Raw genomic sequence first — 19,566 nt, forward strand, 5'->3', positions numbered from 1 at the left:
AATTATTGAGAATGAGAAATAAAGATCACTATTTCATGTTTATTGGCGGTATCCGAGCCGGAAAAGTTAACTTCGATATCGGTGTTAGCTAATAATTCGCCATTATATTGTCATATATAACAAATTGTTATTTTTGAATAAAATAATTCATTTTCACTTAAATAGTGCTCATATTAAAGGGTAAAGTCAGTGTCAGAATATGTGAACAGTGCAATCTACTTGAAGGTTGAGACAATTGACTTCTCGATTACTGCCTTGTCTCTGGTGTTAGTTTTTTGCAATGCTGGATATGAACCAATTAGTTAAGGTTTATTCAAGTAACACTAAGTTGTCGGTGAATTGTTATTTTCTAAATATTGGCTGTTCAGCATGTTCATTACAAGTGACTAAAAATACCCCCTAAGGCAAAAGTAAACCAGCTTTAAGCATTACACAAGGCGAGGCCTTTGTTCATAAAATTAATAGGCTGCAAAAGTGCAGCTATTAGAAATGTTTGTTCACAAGTATTCAGCTTCTGCCAGTAAAAACGCATCTTCATTATGCATCCTATTGCGCATCGTCGCTAGACGGGCTTTAATACCACCCATCATTTGGGTAAATTGCATGTCTTGGCTTATCCAATCAAAAATAGGTGCATGTTCAACTTCCCACACCCTCACCCAACCTACATCTATCGCTCCTTGAATATAATAAAAGGCTTCTTCTTTATTTTGTTGTAACGCGTTTATTTGTGCCATATTCATATAATAAGAAGGACTACTGGAGCGGGTGATTTTGCTTTTTATTATATATTGTTCAAATTCATCAATAATCACTTTGGCTTTTTCTATTTCTCCTAGTTGTTGAAAAGCATACGCCAAATACGCGGCTATTCGTCCATCTTGTATCGAATAGAACGACACTTCTGAATCACGATTTTCTTCCCGTAACTTTTGATAAAAAGCAGTCGCCTCAGCATAATTCTCTTTATAAAATGCTTTGTCTCCATTTATAAAACTCATCTTATCAAAATTTTCTTTATCAAAATCTGCCATGTCCAGATAGCGCAGAGCCTCTTCACGGTTGCCCTGAACCCAATTAAATCTGGCTTTTAAAAGGTTAACATATGGCTCTGAAAACAGTGCTATGCGTTTTTCAACATACTCAAACCATTGTTCAGTTGCATCAAAATCTCCCATATCCATGCTTGCTGTCAGTAATCCTTGAATTGCATGACTGTTGACCGGATCGACTTCTAATGCTCTGTTATACATATTAGTTGCTTCGTCCAGCCGGCCATGAGTTGTCAAAATTTCACCCGCCAAGGTGTAGGCCCCAGGATAATAAGGATCATTGGAAATAATTTGGGAAAAGATCTCCATGGCTTTTGTTTCATCGCCCATCAGGTAATAACCCCAGGCAACATTATTCGCAGCAATCGGTGATTTGGGATCCAGTTTTAGTGCTTTTAAAAAGAGCGTTTGAGATCCTTTTAGCTTGCCACTTTGTTTTAGTAACGAGCCGTACCACATATATGTCATGGCATAATTTGGGTTCAGCTCAATCGCCCTCTTGAAAGATTGTTCCGCTTTAACTACATCTTCCCAACTCAGTAATAACCCCTGAGATGCGAAGGCTGCAGCGAACTCTTTATCTATTGCTAGCGCCTTATTTATCGCTCTTTGAGCATTTTCACTCGCCAGTTTCTTGGATGTATTACCGTAAAGCGCTGACAATATAGTAGAGTCGGCAACACCCACGTGGGCTCTGGCATAATTTGGGTCGAGTAACACAGCACGTTTAAAATGGGTCATTGCCTTATTGATAGAGGCAACACTTCTATGAGTCAGCTCTTTTTGACCCTTGCCGTGTTCAATCATGGCATCTACATTCAATGTTTCTGCACTAATATAAATTCTTTGAGCACCCAGCAACGTGACTTTCATTTTGTTGACCACAGCATTGGCTATATCATCCTGAATTTTAAATATATCCTGATAGACTCGATCGTAGGTTTCTGACCAAAGGTGCTCGCCAGTACTGACTTTAATAAGTTGTGCGGTCACCCTTATTTTATTGGTGGTATCATTTTTGCGAATGCTGCCTTCAAGAATAATATCCACACCAAGCTCTTTGCCTATTGCGGTGATGGTTTTATTGGTCACCCCTTTAAATGCAAATGAAGATGTTCTGGCAGCAACCTGTAAATCTGGAATTTTAGAGAGTAAATTCAACAGCTCCTCAACCATTCCATCTGCAAAGTATTCGTCTTCGGGATCACTGCTAAATGCCACAAAAGGTAAAATGGCAATGGACTCTTTTTTACTGTTCAACTGTTCATCTTGGGTATTAATTTTAGATCCGATGGCAGGAGGAACGGGAGGTAATAGCTTACTGTTATTATTGTTTAGTTTATCTGCAACATATGAATTTTTGTCATCGAATAAATATTGTGAAGCGAATAAAATTGTTGTCATAACCAGCAATGATCCCACCACGGCTAGAGTGGCTTTTAAATTAATTGGCTGATCACCTTGTGAATGATTATCTGATGAAACTCTGACAATGCCATTGGGCGTAAAATTAAACAACCAAGCAAATATTAATGTAATTGGGAAACCTGCTACAAAAACCTGTAACAACATTGTCATCACTGAATCTGGTAACCCTAAGGCAGGAACCGACAAATCAGCAATTTGTATTAATGGCCAAGCTGAAACAGCATAAATCGTTGCGACTTTAAAAATCTGTCGTTGCCTAAGCTGATATAAGATATTTTCCAAATAATCTCTCCAAAGTGCACAGAAGGAAGTTTGTCTGCTCAATCTAATCCCTTAAGTTACAGTGCTCGATTTATAATTGCCGTGCCATTGATAGTCTTCATCACCAAAGTACCTAAACCATTACCTGATACAAAGTGCAATTGTTGTTGCTGCATATGAGAAGTGTTAGGTAGGTCGGTGGTTAAGTTATTCACTATTTCACCACCAAATTGACTGAGTACTTCACATTTAGCGTTAAGTATTCCGGAGGCCTCATAATGTAAGTCTCCTTTTACGCTGGTCATTTTAACCTGAGCATCCTTTTTGAGACTACCTGATAGTTTGGTATCTCCAGCGATATTGTTGGTACTCACATTGTCAATTTCAGTTATATCAGCCCAAATGTCACCAGTGACAGTGCGGAGTTTCACATCTTCGAAATTGCCAATTATGCTTGTGTCACCCTGTATGGATTCGATATAGGCGGTGCCATAAGACTCAGTTACATTAATATCCCCACTGATTGAGGACACCTTGATACTGATGCGCACGTTATTAATCAACAATTCGCCACTAATTGTTTTGCCTTCAACGCCCGCGTCTATGCCTGCAATATTAAAATCAGTATCTATACCTTTGAAGTGAACTTGGACATTTTGTGGAACAAATATTTTAAGCTCATTGCCATCGCTTGAATGTGCATTGCCACGATAAAAAGTTTCGCTAATCTTTATTTTGATTAAGGTTTTCTCTCCTTTACTCTTGAACATTAATGTTTGGGTGTCGCTATCTAATTCACCCAATACTAATATTTCATTTTTATCCCAACCCTTCACTTCAACGGAGCCGCGATCGATGTCAATGAATAAATGGCCCGTAGACGGCACCTTAATGGTCTGATTTATTTGTTCATTTGCTTGAACATTAGGCAGTGTCGGCAGAATTATCATGAAAAAAAGGCTATATAAATATATTCTCAACAAGATTAGTCTCAGTTTGTATCTGTTAAATGACAAGAGTAGTTGGGTTTCAAACTATTACCAATCGTCATCGGTATACAAGAGTGATATATGAGCCTTTAGACTTCCCATTTCTTCATGGATCCATGCCCTTAATAGAGCATTGAGCGTTTAGATTCTTTATGCGGACGGGGTCTTATTTAAAGGATAATTCCTTTACCCGCAAAATTTTCACATTCAAGAATGCAAATAAAAGCGCCATAACAGGGTTGATGAGGTTGAATAAGCAATAGGGTAAATAACCTACAGTGACTACTGCCAGAGTACCCGCCATATAGACCCCGCAGGCATTCCAAGGAATTAAAGGTGAGGTGAGGGTGCCTGCATCCTCTAAGGTACGAGACAGATTCACATTGGCTAGATTGTGTTTGGCAAATTCAGATTTCCACATTTGGCCGGGCAGTACTAATGACATATATTGGTCGCCCGTGACTATATTTACACCTAAACATGTGGCCATAGTGGAGGCGATAAGTGAGCCAGTTGAGCGAACAAACTTCACGAGTACACCCATCAACGCATCAATATAGCCAATTCTTTCGAGCACGCCTGTCATCATCATGGATGCAATCACCAACCACGCCATATTCACCATAGAGGCCATGCCACCACGGGACAATAAGCTATTCACACTTTCATTCTCAGTATTGATGCTAAAACCGTCGAACAGTACCGTCCATAATGATTTGAACAACAAAGGCGCACTGGACCCACCTGCAAAATTAAGCAAAACGTCATATTGAAAGATAAGGGTAAACATACAAGCTAATAGTGATACACCTATTATGGCTAAAAAGGCAGGGGTTTTTTTAACCGCTAGCCACAGCAATAAAACCACAGGTATTAGGTTAATAGGAGAAATATCGAAATGTTGGTCGAGAGTTTGGATAAAAGCGTCAATACTAGTTTGGCTACCTTGTGTAACCGCAGTATTTAAACCGATAGCGAAGAAGGCGAATACTGCAATCACAAAGCTTGGCACAGACACCCAAGCCATATGTCGAATATGTTCAAACAAATCACTGCCAGCAATAGAAGGGGCTAAATTGGTTGTTTCAGATAAGGGTGACATTTTGTCGCCAAAATAGGCGCCAGAAATAATCGCGCCTGCGGTAATTTCAGGTGATAGGGCAAAACCATAAGATACGCCCATCAGCGCTACGCCAATAGTGGCCGCTGTCGTCCATGAACTGCCAATACAGATAGCGACTAACGCACAAATTAAACAGGTCAGTGGATAAAAATAGGTGGGCGATAATATGTTCAACCCATAATACAACAGACTGGGCACCGCGCCTGATAACATAAAACTGCCAATTAATGCGCCGATAGACAGGAATATTAAAATAGGACCGGTTGTTTTTGTGGATGACCGAACGATGCTTTTTTCAATTTCGGGCCAACTGATCCCGTTTTTTAACCCAATTAACGCAGTAAAAAAAGCGATAACCATCATCGCAACCTGAGTGGCACCAGACAGTGAATCACTGCCAAACATCCATATTACTGCGCCCATTAGAGTCAGTAATATGACACTAACGAGTACCGAGTCGAAGCGGCTTAATGGTTTATCAATTATGCTGTGTTGGTCGGACTCGATACGTTAATCCTCACATTTATTTAGTTATCTCGGATAATCTCTCTGGCTGCATTGTGCCCAGGAGCCCCGGTGACTCCACCACCGGGATGCGTGCCAGCACCACACATGTACAAACCTTTGATGGGCGAACGATAGTTGCCATGCCCTAACAGGGGCCTAGTGCTAAACATCTGATCCAAGCTCATATTGCCATGCATAATGTCACCTTTAGTAAGCCCGAATATACGTTCAAGATCAAGGGGGCTCAAAAGTTGGCGACCCAACACAGATTGTATAAACCCCGGGGCAACTTTTTCGACTTGTTCAATAATTAAATCTGCTGCTGTTTCACGATGCTCATCCCAATCGATATCTGGATCGAACTGTTGGCAAAACAAGCTCGCCACATGTTGGCCTTCTGGGGCAAGAGTATCGTCAAGTGTTGAAGGGATCAGCATTTCTACGATGGGCGCCTTAGACCAGCCGTGTTGTTTTGAGTCACGGTAGGCTTGGTCGATATAATCACATGTGGCACCAACAATAATTCCACCTGTGAGGTGGTCTGCAGTGGCTCGCTCTTGCTGCGCTAAACAAGTAAACTTAGGTAGCTCACTTAACGCCACGTTCATACGAAAGGTGCCGGAGCCGTTCTTATAATGTTTCATGCGCCGCGCAAAGTCTTCTGGTAGCTCTTTTGCATCCACTAATTGGTTATACAATAGGCTTGGGTTGAGATTTGAAACAATCACTTTTGCTTCTAGTGTCTGGCCATTCTCTAGCAGTACACCGTATGCTTGACCATCACGAACCAACACTTTCTTGACTGCAGCATCGGTGTGTATTTCAACCCCTTTAGCCACTGCTGATTTGGCCATCGCCTGAGTAATGGCACCCATGCCACCAATAGCGTGGCCCCACACCCCTTTTTCACCGTTAACTTCACCAAATGCATGGTGCATCAACACGTAAGCAGAGCCTGGGGTTTGTGTATCGGCGTAATTGCCAACAATGCCATCAAAAGCAAAGGCACCTTTGACATATTCGTTTTCAAAATATAATTCTAAAAAGTCTGAGACACTTTTAGTGAAAATATCTAATACTATGCGTTCATCTTCGATGGGAAGTTTGCGTAAGCGATTACCAAATTTTGCGGCTTTAAAAATATCTCTGATCCCGCCACCCACATTGGGCGGTGTTTCCAGCAAAAAGTCTCGAATAAGATCAGCCACCATACCCGTGTCTCTAAAGTAACGGTCGAGTGCATCAGCATCGGTTTTTGAGAAACGTGCTATCTCGGCCTTTAAATTATCCGAGCCCACCACAAAGGCTAAAAAATCATCGTTATCATGTGGCCAAAAATTATTCACTTTTCTGTGCACAATCTTCAAACCATTTTGGTGTAGCTGTAAATCATCAATGACCTTTGGATTAAGCAAGCTCACAGTGTAAGAGGCCACTGAATTGCGAAAACCGGGATGGAACTCTTCGGTAACAGCCGCACCGCCTACTACATCGCGACGCTCTAGTACACGCACCTTTTTACCCGACATAGCAAGATAGTTGGCACATACTAACCCGTTATGACCACCGCCTATGATGATTGCATCTAACATCTGTTTTCCTAGAAATTGTCTCTGTGATGATTGACAGTATTGAACACTCGTTCAATACTGTCAATATCGCCACTCAAGTAGGTTGGTTTTCAAGCATGACACTTTCACAATCAGATAAAATTAAACAACTGGTGGCCACACAGCAGCCCGGGTATTCCCTGGCTCAAGCGTTTTATACAGATCTTGATCTTTATCAGGCTGAGATAAAAAACATCTTCTTAAAACATTGGTTATTCGCTGGGCATGTGTCGCAAATACCCAATGCGGGTGACTATTTTACCTTTGAATTTGATACTGAGTCAGTGATTGTTTTACGTTCGGCTGTGGGTGAGGTAAAGGCGCATCTGAATGTATGTCGTCATCGTGGTTCAAAAATTTGTGTTGAACCATCAGGTTCAAAAACGTCCCTTACTTGCCCCTATCACGCATGGAGCTATAACCTAGACGGAGAACTGATTTCGGCGCGCAATATGCCAGATGATTTTGAGCCCTCACAGAATGGCTTGCATAAGGTAAAAGTAGCGCTTTTAGGTGGACTTATTTATGTTTGTTTAAGTGAAGATGCACCCAGTCTTACTTCTCTTCGCCAAGATCTTAACCAGCCCTTCGATTTATTTGGTATGAAGAGTATGCAACTGGCCGAACGGAGGTCATATCGTATTCCTGCAAATTGGAAGTTAGCGGTTGAGAATTATCAAGAGTGTTATCACTGTGCGGTATCCCATCCAGAGTTTGCGCAAATTCATGCTATGGCAAAGTCTCCCAAAGCATTTCAAAAAGCCAAAGAGAATTTTTCACAGGCCAATCAAGGTAACCCAAAATTTAAAGCGTTAAATCGTTATTTCGACTTAGCTGAAGAAGGGCAAGAAGGGTATCAATATGACAGGAACCCATTGCTTGGTGATGCACTGAGCGGCAGTGTAGGCGGCAAACCTGTCGCCCCATTGCTTGGTTCATTAAAAAACTACGATGGCGGCGCGTCTGAATTGATGATTGGCCCGCTAAGTTATTTTCTAATCTATGACGACCACATGCTTGGGTACCGTTTTCTGCCTATCTCTGTGGATGAATGTATCTGCGAGGTGTTCTGGTTTGTAAATGAGTCGGCGGTAAAAGGGGAGGACTATCAACTAGACCAGCTCACTTGGCTTTGGGATGTGACCACCCAAGCCGATAAAACCATTATTATGAACAATCAAAAAGGGGTGAATTCTAGATTTTATCAACCGGGACGCTTATCTGAAATGGAACGTTTTCAGCAGAGTTTTTTAAACTGGTATTTACACACTTTGCCCAAGTAAATTTCAGGTTACATTAGCTAAACTGTTACTGTGAGTAAGCGTTTACAGACAAGTGTATTAACTTCTTCTTTGGGACGGCTAAGAAGAAATATTCATTGCGTTTACTGAATAAAACGTTAATAGCTGTAGTGACTGCCATAGCCGTTATACGCAGCTCATAGTTGATTGAGAAGTTTATGCCAACACCAGACATTTCCCCACTGTCAGGATCCTTTACACGTTTTTTGAATCGCTAAGGCTGCAAAGTGCTGTGAGTTCACTGACGGGCTTAAAATATTTGTTCCACAAAATGTCCAAGTTCACTTCAAAGGTATAGATACTGATTTTAATATTGCAGGCATAGACGCGGGCGTTGAAGGCAAAACAATTAGTGGCGAATTGTTGATTAATAACGTGCGCATCAGTATCAAGGTGTCCTCAATCAGTGGGGATATTAATGTAACTGAGTCTTATGGCACCGCCTATATCGAATCCATACAGGGTGACACAAGCATAATTGGCAATTTCGAAGATGTGAAACTCCGCACTGTCACTGGTGACATTTGGGCTGATATAACTGAAATTGACAATGTGAGTACCAACAATATCGCTGGAGATACCAAACTATCAGGTAGTCTCAAAAAGGATGCTCAGGTTAAAATGACCAGCGTAAAAGGAGACTTACATTATGAGGCCTCCGGAATACTTAACGCTAAATGTGAAGTACTCAGTCAATTTGGTGGTGAAATAGTGAATAACTTAACCACCGACCTACCTAACACTTCTCATATGCAGCAACAACAGTTGCACTTTGTATCAGGTAATGGTTTAGGTACTTTGGTGATGAAGACTATCAATGGCACGGCAATTATAAATCGAGCACTGTAACTTAAGGGATTAGATTGAGCAGACAAACTTCCTTCTGTGCACTTTGGAGAGATTATTTGGAAAATATCTTATATCAGCTTAGGCAGCGACAGATTTTTAAAGTCGCAACGATTTATGCTGTTTCAGCTTGGCCATTAATACAAATTGCTGATTTGTCGGTTCCTGCCTTAGGGTTACCAGATTCAGTGATGACAATGTTGTTACAGGTTTTTGTAGCAGGTTTCCCAATTACATTAATATTTGCTTGGTTGTTTAATTTTACGCCCAATGGCATTGTCAGAGTTTCATCAGATAATCATTCACAAGGTGAACAGCCAATTAATTTAAAAGCCACTCTAGCCGTGGTGGGATCATTGCTGGTTATGACAACAATTTTATTCGCTTCACAATATTTATTCGATGACAAAAATTCATATGTTGCAGATAAACTAAACAATAATAACAGTAAGCTATTACCTCCCGTTCCTCCTGCCATCGGATCTAAAATTAATACCCAAGATGAACAGTTGAACAGTAAAAAAGAGTCCATTGCCATTTTACCTTTTGTGGCATTTAGCAGTGATCCCGAAGACGAATACTTTGCAGATGGAATGGTTGAGGAGCTGTTGAATTTACTCTCTAAAATTCCAGATTTACAGGTTGCTGCCAGAACATCTTCATTTGCATTTAAAGGGGTGACCAATAAAACCATCACCGCAATAGGCAAAGAGCTTGGTGTGGATATTATTCTTGAAGGCAGCATTCGCAAAAATGATACCACCAATAAAATAAGGGTGACCGCACAACTTATTAAAGTCAGTACTGGCGAGCACCTTTGGTCAGAAACCTACGATCGAGTCTATCAGGATATATTTAAAATTCAGGATGATATAGCCAATGCTGTGGTCAACAAAATGAAAGTCACGTTGCTGGGTGCTCAAAGAATTTATATTAGTGCAGAAACATTGAATGTAGATGCCATGATTGAACACGGCAAGGGTCAAAAAGAGCTGACTCATAGAAGTGTTGCCTCTATCAATAAGGCAATGACCCATTTTAAACGTGCTGTGTTACTCGACCCAAATTATGCCAGAGCCCACGTGGGTGTTGCCGACTCTACTATATTGTCAGCGCTTTACGGTAATACATCCAAGAAACTGGCGAGTGAAAATGCTCAAAGAGCGATAAATAAGGCGCTAGCAATAGATAAAGAGTTCGCTGCAGCCTTCGCATCTCAGGGGTTATTACTGAGTTGGGAAGATGTAGTTAAAGCGGAACAATCTTTCAAGAGGGCGATTGAGCTGAACCCAAATTATGCCATGACATATATGTGGTACGGCTCGTTACTAAAACAAAGTGGCAAGCTAAAAGGATCTCAAACGCTCTTTTTAAAAGCACTAAAACTGGATCCCAAATCACCGATTGCTGCGAATAATGTTGCCTGGGGTTATTACCTGATGGGCGATGAAACAAAAGCCATGGAGATCTTTTCCCAAATTATTTCCAATGATCCTTATTATCCTGGGGCCTACACATTGGCGGGTGAAATTTTGACAACTCATGGCCGGATGGACGAAGCAACTAATATGTATAACAGAGCATTAGAAGTTGATCCGGTCAACAGTCATGCAATTCAAGGATTACTGACAGCAAGCATGGATATGGGAGATTTTGATGCAACTGAACAATGGTTTGAGTATGTTGAAAAACGCATAGCACTGTTTTCAGAGCCATATGTTAACCTTTTAAAAGCCAGATTTAATTGGGTTCTTGGCAACCGTGAAGAGGCTCTGCGCTATCTGGACATGGCAGGTTTTGATAAAGAAAATTTTGATAAGATGCGCGCACTTTTTCACGTATATTTTGTCAAAACGTTAGCTCCACGATGATGATGTCGCTGTAGCTGCCCACGTGCACGTTTTGGAGGGCGGGGATGCGTCCGTAAACCCCGTGATTTACGCTCACACCAATACCTGTGCCATTTACTCTAGCCGTGCTGCTGGTGGCGTCGCCCCACACGACAGCGCGGTTAGCGGCGGTGTAAAGATTGTAGTTGAGCCTGCGGGCGCCGCTGCCCATGACACGCTGCGTATGGGTCCCGCCGCCCGCGGTGAGGGTCATGGAATACCCGACGCCGCTAGGGCAGTTCACGTCAATGTTGCCGGTGCTGTCAAGGGCTGCGTTGCTGAACACATCATAATTCCCAAAGTTCACCCCTGTAACGTTAAGGGTGCATGCATGCCCTTGCTGCGCTGTCAGCGCAAAGGCTAATGAGATCAGCCAGGCCACCAGTGCGTTACCCTTGCTTTTGCCCGCAAAGGTACTTGCCGCTGCAGAGCGAGCTGGTTGAAAAGTTCGGCAGACGCGGAATTTCAGGCTAATCAATACTCTCATGGTTCTACTCCCGTGCAGATATAAGTCCCCAGGTGCGGCAGCGGCTCGGTCGACTCAGGGAAAGGCAGCACGAACTCGCAACTCTGCTCTCGCCAAGTGACTCGCAGCCGATTGCTCACCGCCAGCCCGGTTAGATAAATCTCGCCCCTCAAGCCGACGGGGAAGATTTCATGGTCTTCGACGTTATCTCCAATAATTTGCGCCTGTGCGCCCGCTGGTAAAGGTTCGCCGTTTTCCAGCACCACGGTGAGCAGCGCCCCGCGCGAGCGTTTAACTGGAAACTTCAGCAGCAGGCCACTGCGGAAATACGGCACGGCGTCGAGCTGCACCGCATCGATCTGCGCATCCAGCGGTAAATCAGCCTGTTCGATGCCCACCGTGTTCTTTTGGTACGGGCGTAGCCTTGGCAGCAGTGCACTACCGTTGGCGTCGGTGCGCGCTACCAGTTGGTTGTCCGCGTAGATGCCCACGCCGGAATAGTCGGGCACCTGCACGACAGCAAAGCTGTCGGTGATGCGCCGGCTCAAGAATGCGCTACCTCCCAGGAAAGCCACGCCGCCGCTTGCGCTGCCTTGGAAAGCCGTCTGGCCGCTGGACTGGTCTGCCACCAGGGTATAGGTACCGACCTCATTTTGCGCGCTGCCCCCCGCCTGGCGGTAATCTGAATCGCCCACCCCGGTAACCAGGCGATAACCAAACCCGCTACCTGCCGGCATACCCCGGCTCACTTGTAAACGTGCCTGCTCGCGGCCTGGTTGCGCCGACGCGCTGATGCTGGCGTTGGTCCGATTGCCTAATGGCACAGAGAAGTTCAGGTTGAAAGTCGTCTTTGCGTCCCCACTGAGAAGCCTGGTCACAGACGCACTCAGGTTGCCTAGACCCCCTACTTTTCTGGTATAACTCGCGGCCAGTATCTTGTTCCCCTGCCGGTCACGGAAGGCTTGCTCCGTGTAGGCCGCTGTGAAGGAGCCGTGGTCGCTAGTCGCCAAATTGACAAACGCCCGGCTTATGTGTCGGGGCGCAAGCTCTTCGGGCTGCAGCCCCAACTTCGCGAAGCGCTGGCTGGCGAGCTGAGTTTTTGCGCCAAAACTCAAGTAGCGGCCCTGACGCTGAAATCCAAGCTCCAGCAAGCCGCCCACTCCCTTTTCACTGTGGCTCACGGCGAGGGCGCCGGACAGTACACCCGCGAGCGGCCACAGCAACACGCCGCCCAGCCCTAAGGTCTGCTGATGGTCGAGCAGCTCACCGTGGATCTCGCCGGTGAACTGCTCGGTGATCCCTAAGCGGTGCGAACCGACCGCCAGGGCGCGGCCGTAGTTGTTGCTGTCGATGCCAAAATTCTTGCGCACAAACCCCAACTCGTAAGAATAATCTTGCAGGCCCTGCTGCAGCAGGCGGGGGGTGGCATAGAAGGGCTGGGTGATGACCTGCTCGCGCCCTAAAATATCGCGTACCACCAAACGTGCATCCCCTTGGCCAGTCGTAACCGGCAGATCCTGGATGCTGAACGGCCCGCTGGGCACTTCGCGGCTCATGCGCAGCGCATTGTCAACATAAAGGTCCACGGTGGAGGGCAGCGCCGCTTCCCCAGAAATTCCCGGCAGCGGGAAAGAGATGAAGCCAGGTTGGGTGGAAAAATTGGTCGCCCACTGTACACCGCCGAACCGTACCGCTCCCCCCCAACTGCTCATGCCGCTGATCGCGTCGCCGAATCGCAGGCTGGCTAGTTGCATGGGCTGGTCCCGCGTCCAGGTGGTATTAAGCCGGATGGCGCTAGCATGCCCATTCAGGTCTTTCGCCAAAATACCGGTTTGGGCTGCACCCCAGCCGCCGAACCCGCCCAGTTCCAGCAGCCCGCTGCTCGTTGTTCGCCCTTGCGCATGATTGGCAAACACATCGTAATTAATAAAGCCGCCGGGCGACGCCGGGGTGGGCGCACTGAAATCGGTCACCGTTCCCTGTAGCAGCGTGGCATCAAATAGGCTTGGGGGCGCTTGAACCATCAGCGCTTGGCTAGATTCATCAAATCTATACGACAGGCCTGCCAGCGCATCAAGTGCGTAGAAGTCTTCGCCGTCACGAGTGAGAGGGGCAGTATCAGGCAGGTGCAAGCGCCAGCGCCGCAGATCATTAGACCCCGCGAACAGACGATCGTCGCTGCGCAATAAAAAGACGACCCCCTGTGGTTGCTGGTTGATAAGCACCGCCATAAACACTCCGTCCAAAGCAAGTGCCGTGTCTTCCGCCAGCGCCGCTGAAGGTGTTAGCGTCAGCATAGCCAGCAGAAGTAGGCCTGCACTTAGAGACTTGCAGGCATTAATCTTATGAGCAACGATCCCTGCCTGGCGCACATCAGGGCGCAATAATGACTTCAGCCTCAATGTCACCGGCATCCGTCTGAGCAAAAAGCTGTAAGGTGACCCCTGGTAGCGGAGCCGGATATTCTGCGTTCGCCCGCAGGTTCCAGTCGCGACTCTGACCAGGCAGCACATACTCAGACGACTGTTTGGTCACCCAAGGTTGCGCGCTACCGGGCATCGACAACTTGAAGTTAGCGATTTGGATATGGGCGTTACCATTGTTGGTCAGGCTGACCTTGAGGCCGCCTTGAGAGGTGCGAGTCGCCTGCCAGCGCAGCACGGGTTTAGCGTCGACCTCGGGTAAAACAAACACCGGCAGGCTGACGCGCATCAACATTCGTGAACCCATAAAATCGGGCTTGGGTGGCGGCGGCAATTCCTGTAGCGCAATGCGATAGGTTAGCTCGCGCTGTCCATCAGGCGCACGCCGCAGCCCAACCCGGACCAACTGCGAGCCACCAGCTGGCACGGTAAAAATGGGCGGGTTGGCAAGCAGCTCGCGGCTGGGTGTCAAAACATCCTTGCCCGCCTCTTGTGACCAGTTCAGCACTTCCAGTTGCATTGACACCGGCTCAATACTGTCGTTACGCACGGTGACTGCGCCCATCTGCTGGGTCTCGGATAGCGTCACACGCACGGGGCTCACCCCAAAAGAAGCGGCCTTTGCGACACTGGCCCAAGCCACAAAAAAGAACAGGCCGCAAGCGGCCTGTTTTAGCATGCTTGTTAGCATTAGTAAGTGAGTGTGACTAGGACGCCGTCGGAGTAGGTTCCTGGAGGGGTTCCCGAGTTTTCCGTGCCAACGATCCGACCATAGACTGTAGTCGTAACAGCTTCGCCAGTTCCATTGGCACTTTGTCCTGTAGCTTCGGTATTTCCAAATACCCCGGCACGATCGTTACTCCCATACAAGCGATACTTCAGACGGTTAGTACCATCAGCCATCTGGCGAAGAGGATCTTCATCGGTTGAACCAGTGTCTGCATTATTACCCTGACCCAATGTGATGATTGCCCCGCCGCCTAAAGTGCAGGTCGATGTTATCGTGGCAGTACCATCAACATTTGCCTGAGTGATCGGATCATAGGCGCCGAACGTCAAGTCGCCGGTCGACATAGTGCAGGCAGTCAAAACGGACGAGGAAACGGTCATAGTGGCCGTTTCCGTGGCAGCGTAGCTACTGGCGCTAAGACCAGCGGAGCAAGCCATGATTGCCGATACGATCGCAAGTTTAAGATTGCTTTGGTTGAATTTCGTTTTCATACTTTTTCCTTTTATAAACAGATGCTGCTTTCTGCAAGAGCAGGGTTTGTTGCAGCCTCATCGAACTGATCTGAGTTGCTGCAAAACCCATAATAATTCCCTTCGCTTCAGAAAGTCAACAGATTTATGTATTAATAAAATTTGTCTGTTAATTAAAATTACTGAATAGTTAAATCTGCTTTATAATTAAATCTGTAATACGGGCCTGCCATCAAAAATCACAGAAATTATAGGGGTCGGAGTAAAGTGCGGGGGTAACCGCAAGTTTGTGACCTAGCCCTCAAAGACATCGTCATCAAGGACACGTTTTCAGTGAGCACCGTCTCGCCGCTTGCAGCGAGTGTGGTACTGCTAACTTAACTGTCACTTCAGAGCGATGATGTGCGTGGCTGGTTACGCAAAAAAGTGGTTTATAAGCAAATTAGGGGTCAGCAAATTAGGGGTTAGGACCTATAACCAGATCCAGTTGATTGATTCGTAGGGTGTCTTAAGGGCAGCGACGATGTTGTCGATATTGGCAAGCGACAGTTTTTAGGCCATAACATCTTTTATTATGAACATTTAGATGAATTATCGTTCAATATACAAGACGTGTTATGAAGACACTTGCAACGAGCAGACTGCCAAGAGCGGCTCGGCAAGCCCTCATCAAACTGGGACTGGACATTGCTGTAGCGCGCAAAAAAACGCCGCATCTCGACAGTCTCTATGGCGGAACGCGCATTCATCAGCCGAGGCACACGCTATAAGGTCGGGAAAGGAGACCCTTCTGTTTCAATGAGTATCTATGCGCCAGTGAGCTCTATCCTGGGTTTGATTGAAGGTTTCGGAAACGTGGCTGATCGTGGTACTGGTACTCTGGGACTAGTACCCAGGGACTAGATATTGATGAAGACCGACTGCCCAAAAAGACACAGCCGCGTAGCCGGAAGAAAGGGCGTCATGGCAGACACCATCGAAATCTACATCAATCATGCCGGTGAGTCGCATATAGTGGGTCGTTGCCGTTAAGTAGCTAAGCGCGGTGGTCAGAGCGACTGGATTCATCAAATTTATACGACAGGCCCGCCAGCGCATCAAGCGCGAAGAAGTCTTCGCTGTAGTGGGTAAGAGGAGCAGTATTCGGCAAGTGCAAGTGCAAGTGCCAGCACCGCAGATCTTGAGCTCCCGAGAACAGACGACCGTCGCTGCGCAGTATAACGACGGTGCCTTGTGTTTGCCCGTTGATAAGCACCGCCATAAATACTTCGTCTGCATCATGATCTGGGTCTTCCGCCAGCGCCGCTGGCGGTGTTAGCGTCAGCATAGCCAGCAGAAGTAGGCGTGCATTTAGAGACTTGATGCCATTAATCTTATGAACAACCATTCCTGCCTGCTGCAAATCAAGGCGCAATAATGACTTCGGCCTCAATGTCACCGGCATCCGTCTGAGCAAAAAGCTGTAACGTGACGCCTGGCGGCGGAGCTGGGTTTTCCGGGCTAGCCAGCACGATCCAGTCGCGGCTCTGACCAGCTAGCACATAATCAGAAGCCTGTAGGGTTACCCAAGGCTGCGCGCTATCAAGCAGTGATAGCTTGAAGTTTTTAATTTGGATGTGGCCGTTGCCCTTGTTGCTCAGGCTGATCTTGAGGGCGCCTTGCGAGGTGCGGACCGCCTGCCAGTGCAGCACTGGTTTAGCTTCGATCTCGGGTGAAACAAATACTGGCAGGCTGATACGTAACGTCATACGTGCACCCGTAAGATCAGGATCGGGTGGCGGCGGCAATTCCTGTAGGATGACGCGATACGTCAGCTCGCGCTGCACATCAGGTGCGCGGCGCAGCCCAACTCGTACCAACTGCGAGCTTCCAGCTGGAATGGTGAAAATGGGTGGGTTGGCAAGCAGCTCTCGAGTAGCTGCGAAAACAGCATTCCCCTCCCGCTGTGACCAGCTCAGTACCTCCATTTGCATTGTTACTGGCTCAGCACCATCGTTGCGCACGGAAAGCGAACCTATCTTCTGGCTGTCCGATAGTGTTACACGCACCGGACTCACCCCAATTGTGCCAGCGCTAGCGATGCTAGCGCAAACGACAAAAAAGAACAGGCCGCAAGCGGCCTGTTCTAGCACTCGTGTTAGCATTAATATTCGAGGGTTACATTGACGTTGTCATTATAACTTCCGACGCTAGCTGTTTGTCCCGCAGGAATCCTACCATAGAGCGTAGACGAATTAGTGCCTTCAACCGCGGTGAATGCTACTCCTGTGCCCAATGTATTTCCCCAAACCGTGTCGCGAGCGGCGTTCTGATACAGAAAGTAAGGTAGCCTTGGGGCACCAGAAGCACTATTATACAATTGGCGGAGTGGAATGGCATCGGTAGAACCTACAGCTGCAACCCCTCCCACACCCATTAGAATTGTTGCTGAACCGCCATTAGAGCAGGTCGATGTTATGACAACTTCAGCATCATTATCGCTTGCTGAGGTCGGATCATAATTTGCGAAAGTTAACGCACCGGCATCGATAGTGCAGGACATCACAACGGCCGTCGAAACGACCATGTTGTCAGAAGCCGTGGCAGCGTAACCAACAGTGCTAAGACTAGCGGATCCGAGAGCGGATGCTAATACGATCGCAAGTTTAAGTTTAATTTTCATACTTTTTTCCTTCTATTAACAAATGCATCTCTCGGCAAGAAACAGTTAGTTGCTGCCTCATCGAACTGGTCTGAGTTGCTGCGAAACCCATAATAATTCCCTTCGCTTCAGAAAGTCAACAGATTTATGTATTAATAAAATTTGTCTGTTAATTAAAATTACTGAATAGTTAAATCTGCTTTATAATTAAATCTGAAATACGGGCCTGCCATCAAAAAAATCGCATGCAAGACGATACAAAATCACATAAAAACGACTAGAAACTATAAAAAAACAGGTCGGCGTGGTTCAAAGAATGCCGAACAATGTTTTTATCCATCGACCAAACAGCTATTCGCCGTGAAAATAGAATGGTCATTACCTGGTGGGTGGTATGTTGGGCGTCACGCCTGTGTTGCTGCGCCTTGGGACACGCACTGCCACGAAGGTTGCCGCAGCAAACAACCGTGGTTATCAAAAATTACCGACTAAGATTTGGGCCAATATGGCTGACAGAAAAAATCTATTAACGCCCGAAGAGCTCAATGCATTGAACTAAATTGGCTTTTGCTCTTACTAGTGATGACTGGATCCCAGCGTTCTAAAGTCTGTCTGAAGCTAGGTCCATTGAATCTTGTAAAGTTATGATTGACGATGGGCTACGTTTGACTATGCTGCCCGGGAGAGGAATGCCCATGAGAGCAGTAGCACCTGAAACTACCGTGTCACCCAATTTCACCACCCGGGCTCTGTAAAATAGTGCGCTTAAAACTGATGCCGGAACTTATGGCAACTTGTTTTGAGATAGGGTTTCATTACAATACTAGGAGTAAGCGAGCTATAACTCAGACCCTATATATTAGAGTCATTTACGCCTTTAAAACAATGAATGGATCGGCTGATTTTACATAGTATTATTCAGTATTACATACTCTCACATATTACACTTAGGAACCTGCTTCGAATTTTTAATGCGAAATTTTCAAACTTATTCCAATGACGTCTCAAGTTTTAGCTTGCATAACCGTCTGCTGTATAGCTCGGGCATTGTCAGTCACGCACTCAAAGAGGCGGCAATGGGGGTCTTTGTCCTGCTTTACTACAAGCAGGTGCTGGGCCTGTCGGGGACGCTGACCGGTCTTGCCATCGGCATTTCAATTATCTGGGATGGTATCAGCGACCCACTGATTGGCGCCTGGTCAGACCGTTTGCGCTCGCGCATTGGCCGCCGCCACCCGTTAATGATTGGCGCTGTTATTCCAATGGCTGCGGGTTTTGTCATGCTGTACGGGCCACCCGGCAGTGTGCTGAGCGACCAAGGCCAGCTGTTTACCTGGCTGCTGATCAGCATACTGCTGGTACGCACAGCTCTGACCTTTTTTATGGTGCCCTACCTGGCCCTGGGTGCAGAGATTACCGAGGACTATCACGAACGCACACAGCTGGCTGCGGTGCGCACCAAAATGGCCTGGATTATCGGCACTCTTGTCTCGGCCACCGCCATGATTTTTTTATTTAAGGAAGAAAATGGCCTCGACGGCCGCTTCCTCATCGACAATTACCATTTTTTTGGCTGGGTCAACGGCCTGCTCGTCATACTGTTTAGCGTCATCTGCATTGCCGGCACTTGGCAATACATTCCCAAACTCGCCAGCGGCACAGGAGATGCCGACAGCAATATGCTGCGCGATATATTCATCACATTTCGGAACAAGAACTTTTTATACATGGTGATGTTGGATATGGCCGTATAGGCACAATAATGGGTACAACCCCGTTTGGCGCAAAGTACTTTTACGCTTAACAATGACTCTTCTTCCGACACAGTCT

17 protein-coding genes are annotated in these 19,566 nt (G+C 46.3%); 6 read left to right on the forward strand and 11 right to left on the reverse strand.

All coding sequences use genetic code 11. The features are described from left to right. Positions 1-497: 497 nt before the first annotated feature. The 4 genes from Q0Y52_RS08015 to Q0Y52_RS08030 all read right to left on the reverse strand — a co-directional run bounded on the left by Q0Y52_RS08015 (position 498) and on the right by Q0Y52_RS08030 (position 6,952). Positions 498-2,762 carry a tetratricopeptide repeat protein gene (locus Q0Y52_RS08015; protein WP_297820392.1) on the reverse strand — a complete coding sequence of 755 codons (2,265 nt, stop codon included), beginning with the start codon at positions 2,760-2,762 and terminating at the stop codon, positions 498-500. A gap of 56 nt (positions 2,763-2,818) precedes the next feature. Further along, a complete protein-coding gene (locus Q0Y52_RS08020; RefSeq protein ID WP_297820396.1) occupies positions 2,819-3,691 on the reverse strand; it encodes a DUF4097 family beta strand repeat-containing protein in 873 nt (290 codons plus the stop codon). A gap of 205 nt (positions 3,692-3,896) precedes the next feature. Further along, the gene (gene nhaC, locus Q0Y52_RS08025; RefSeq protein WP_366939280.1) at positions 3,897-5,360 is read right to left on the reverse strand and encodes a Na+/H+ antiporter NhaC; all 1,464 of its coding nucleotides are present in this window, start codon (positions 5,358-5,360) and stop codon (positions 3,897-3,899) included. A gap of 20 nt (positions 5,361-5,380) precedes the next feature. After that, positions 5,381-6,952: an NAD(P)/FAD-dependent oxidoreductase gene (locus Q0Y52_RS08030; RefSeq protein ID WP_297820399.1), complete on the reverse strand. Its 1,572-nt coding sequence runs from the start codon at positions 6,950-6,952 to the stop codon at positions 5,381-5,383. Positions 6,953-6,978: 26 nt separating this feature from the next. Between Q0Y52_RS08030 and Q0Y52_RS08035 the strand changes: the two genes are divergently transcribed. The 3 genes from Q0Y52_RS08035 to Q0Y52_RS08045 all read left to right on the forward strand — a co-directional run bounded on the left by Q0Y52_RS08035 (position 6,979) and on the right by Q0Y52_RS08045 (position 10,988). Further along, the gene (locus Q0Y52_RS08035) at positions 6,979-8,253 is read left to right on the forward strand and encodes an aromatic ring-hydroxylating dioxygenase subunit alpha (RefSeq protein ID WP_297820401.1); all 1,275 of its coding nucleotides are present in this window, start codon (positions 6,979-6,981) and stop codon (positions 8,251-8,253) included. 366 nt (positions 8,254-8,619) lie between these two features. Continuing rightward, positions 8,620-9,120 (forward strand): DUF4097 family beta strand repeat-containing protein, encoded by a 501-nt coding sequence (locus Q0Y52_RS08040; protein WP_297821481.1) that lies wholly within the window; start codon positions 8,620-8,622, stop codon positions 9,118-9,120. Positions 9,121-9,176: 56 nt separating this feature from the next. Next, complete coding sequence (locus Q0Y52_RS08045) at positions 9,177-10,988, forward strand: tetratricopeptide repeat protein (RefSeq protein WP_297820403.1); 1,812 nt, start codon at positions 9,177-9,179, stop codon at positions 10,986-10,988. On the opposite strand, the gene Q0Y52_RS08050 is transcribed toward Q0Y52_RS08045, so the two are convergent. The 4 genes from Q0Y52_RS08050 to Q0Y52_RS08065 form a co-directional block, all read right to left on the reverse strand. Continuing rightward, entirely contained in the window at positions 10,966-11,493 is a 528-nt protein-coding gene (locus Q0Y52_RS08050; RefSeq protein ID WP_297820406.1) for a spore coat U domain-containing protein, read from the reverse strand. The two genes, Q0Y52_RS08045 and Q0Y52_RS08050, sit on opposite strands and share 23 nt — an antisense overlap. Beyond that, positions 11,490-13,769, reverse strand: a complete 2,280-nt coding sequence (locus tag Q0Y52_RS08055) for a fimbria/pilus outer membrane usher protein (protein WP_297820410.1) — start codon at positions 13,767-13,769, stop codon at positions 11,490-11,492. Before Q0Y52_RS08055 ends, Q0Y52_RS08050 begins: the two co-directional genes overlap by 4 nt. Positions 13,770-13,845: 76 nt before the next feature. Next, on the reverse strand, positions 13,846-14,574 hold the full coding sequence (locus tag Q0Y52_RS08060; protein ID WP_297820413.1) for a molecular chaperone: 729 nt from the start codon (positions 14,572-14,574) through the stop codon (positions 13,846-13,848). A gap of 11 nt (positions 14,575-14,585) precedes the next feature. After that, positions 14,586-15,116 (reverse strand): spore coat U domain-containing protein, encoded by a 531-nt coding sequence (locus tag Q0Y52_RS08065; protein ID WP_297820416.1) that lies wholly within the window; start codon positions 15,114-15,116, stop codon positions 14,586-14,588. An 888-nt stretch (positions 15,117-16,004) separates the two neighbouring features. On the opposite strand from Q0Y52_RS08065, the gene Q0Y52_RS08070 reads away from it, so the two are divergent. Further along, complete coding sequence (locus tag Q0Y52_RS08070) at positions 16,005-16,127, forward strand: hypothetical protein (RefSeq protein WP_297820420.1); 123 nt, start codon at positions 16,005-16,007, stop codon at positions 16,125-16,127. A 4-nt stretch (positions 16,128-16,131) separates the two neighbouring features. On the opposite strand, the gene Q0Y52_RS08075 is transcribed toward Q0Y52_RS08070, so the two are convergent. From Q0Y52_RS08075 to Q0Y52_RS08085, 3 genes are read right to left on the reverse strand one after another with little or no spacing between them, the layout of a single operon-like run. After that, a complete protein-coding gene (locus tag Q0Y52_RS08075; RefSeq protein WP_297820423.1) occupies positions 16,132-16,509 on the reverse strand; it encodes a hypothetical protein in 378 nt (125 codons plus the stop codon). Continuing rightward, positions 16,499-17,239, reverse strand: coding sequence for a fimbria/pilus periplasmic chaperone (locus Q0Y52_RS08080; RefSeq protein ID WP_297820426.1), 741 nt, complete (start codon positions 17,237-17,239; stop codon positions 16,499-16,501). Before Q0Y52_RS08080 ends, Q0Y52_RS08075 begins: the two co-directional genes overlap by 11 nt. Next, positions 17,239-17,757 carry a spore coat U domain-containing protein gene (locus tag Q0Y52_RS08085; RefSeq protein ID WP_297820429.1) on the reverse strand — a complete coding sequence of 173 codons (519 nt, stop codon included), beginning with the start codon at positions 17,755-17,757 and terminating at the stop codon, positions 17,239-17,241. The genes Q0Y52_RS08080 and Q0Y52_RS08085 overlap by 1 nt, the downstream gene beginning before the upstream one ends. Before the next feature lie 373 nt (positions 17,758-18,130). Between Q0Y52_RS08085 and Q0Y52_RS08090 the strand changes: the two genes are divergently transcribed. Then, positions 18,131-18,295, forward strand: a complete 165-nt coding sequence (locus Q0Y52_RS08090) for a hypothetical protein (RefSeq protein ID WP_297820432.1) — start codon at positions 18,131-18,133, stop codon at positions 18,293-18,295. Positions 18,296-18,707: 412 nt separating this feature from the next. Next, positions 18,708-19,490, forward strand: a complete 783-nt coding sequence (locus tag Q0Y52_RS08095; protein WP_297820435.1) for an MFS transporter — start codon at positions 18,708-18,710, stop codon at positions 19,488-19,490. Positions 19,491-19,566: the final 76 nt, after the last annotated feature.

The organism is uncultured Paraglaciecola sp., from assembly GCF_943787955.1.
In the GTDB taxonomy this organism is placed as follows: Bacteria; Pseudomonadota; Gammaproteobacteria; order Enterobacterales; family Alteromonadaceae; genus Paraglaciecola.

Bases quoted from the DNA above. Each gene is read 5' to 3' on its own strand.
- Q0Y52_RS08055 (WP_297820410.1), bottom strand. From the start codon at position 13,769: ATGCTGACGCTAACACCTTCAGCGGCGCTGGCGGAAGACACGGCACTT.
- Q0Y52_RS08085 (WP_297820429.1), bottom strand. From the start codon at position 17,757: ATGAAAATTAAACTTAAACTTGCGATCGTATTAGCATCCGCTCTCGGA.
- Q0Y52_RS08065 (WP_297820416.1), bottom strand. From the start codon at position 15,116: ATGAAAACGAAATTCAACCAAAGCAATCTTAAACTTGCGATCGTATCG.
- Q0Y52_RS08095 (WP_297820435.1), top strand. From the start codon at position 18,708: ATGCGAAATTTTCAAACTTATTCCAATGACGTCTCAAGTTTTAGCTTG.
- Q0Y52_RS08070 (WP_297820420.1), top strand. From the start codon at position 16,005: ATGAAGACCGACTGCCCAAAAAGACACAGCCGCGTAGCCGGAAGAAAG.
- Q0Y52_RS08060 (WP_297820413.1), bottom strand. From the start codon at position 14,574: ATGCTAAAACAGGCCGCTTGCGGCCTGTTCTTTTTTGTGGCTTGGGCC.
- Q0Y52_RS08080 (WP_297820426.1), bottom strand. From the start codon at position 17,239: ATGCTAACACGAGTGCTAGAACAGGCCGCTTGCGGCCTGTTCTTTTTT.
- Q0Y52_RS08020 (WP_297820396.1), bottom strand. From the start codon at position 3,691: ATGATAATTCTGCCGACACTGCCTAATGTTCAAGCAAATGAACAAATA.
- Q0Y52_RS08090 (WP_297820432.1), top strand. From the start codon at position 18,131: ATGTTGGGCGTCACGCCTGTGTTGCTGCGCCTTGGGACACGCACTGCC.
- Q0Y52_RS08030 (WP_297820399.1), bottom strand. From the start codon at position 6,952: ATGTTAGATGCAATCATCATAGGCGGTGGTCATAACGGGTTAGTATGT.
- Q0Y52_RS08035 (WP_297820401.1), top strand. From the start codon at position 6,979: ATGATTGACAGTATTGAACACTCGTTCAATACTGTCAATATCGCCACT.
- Q0Y52_RS08050 (WP_297820406.1), bottom strand. From the start codon at position 11,493: ATGAGAGTATTGATTAGCCTGAAATTCCGCGTCTGCCGAACTTTTCAA.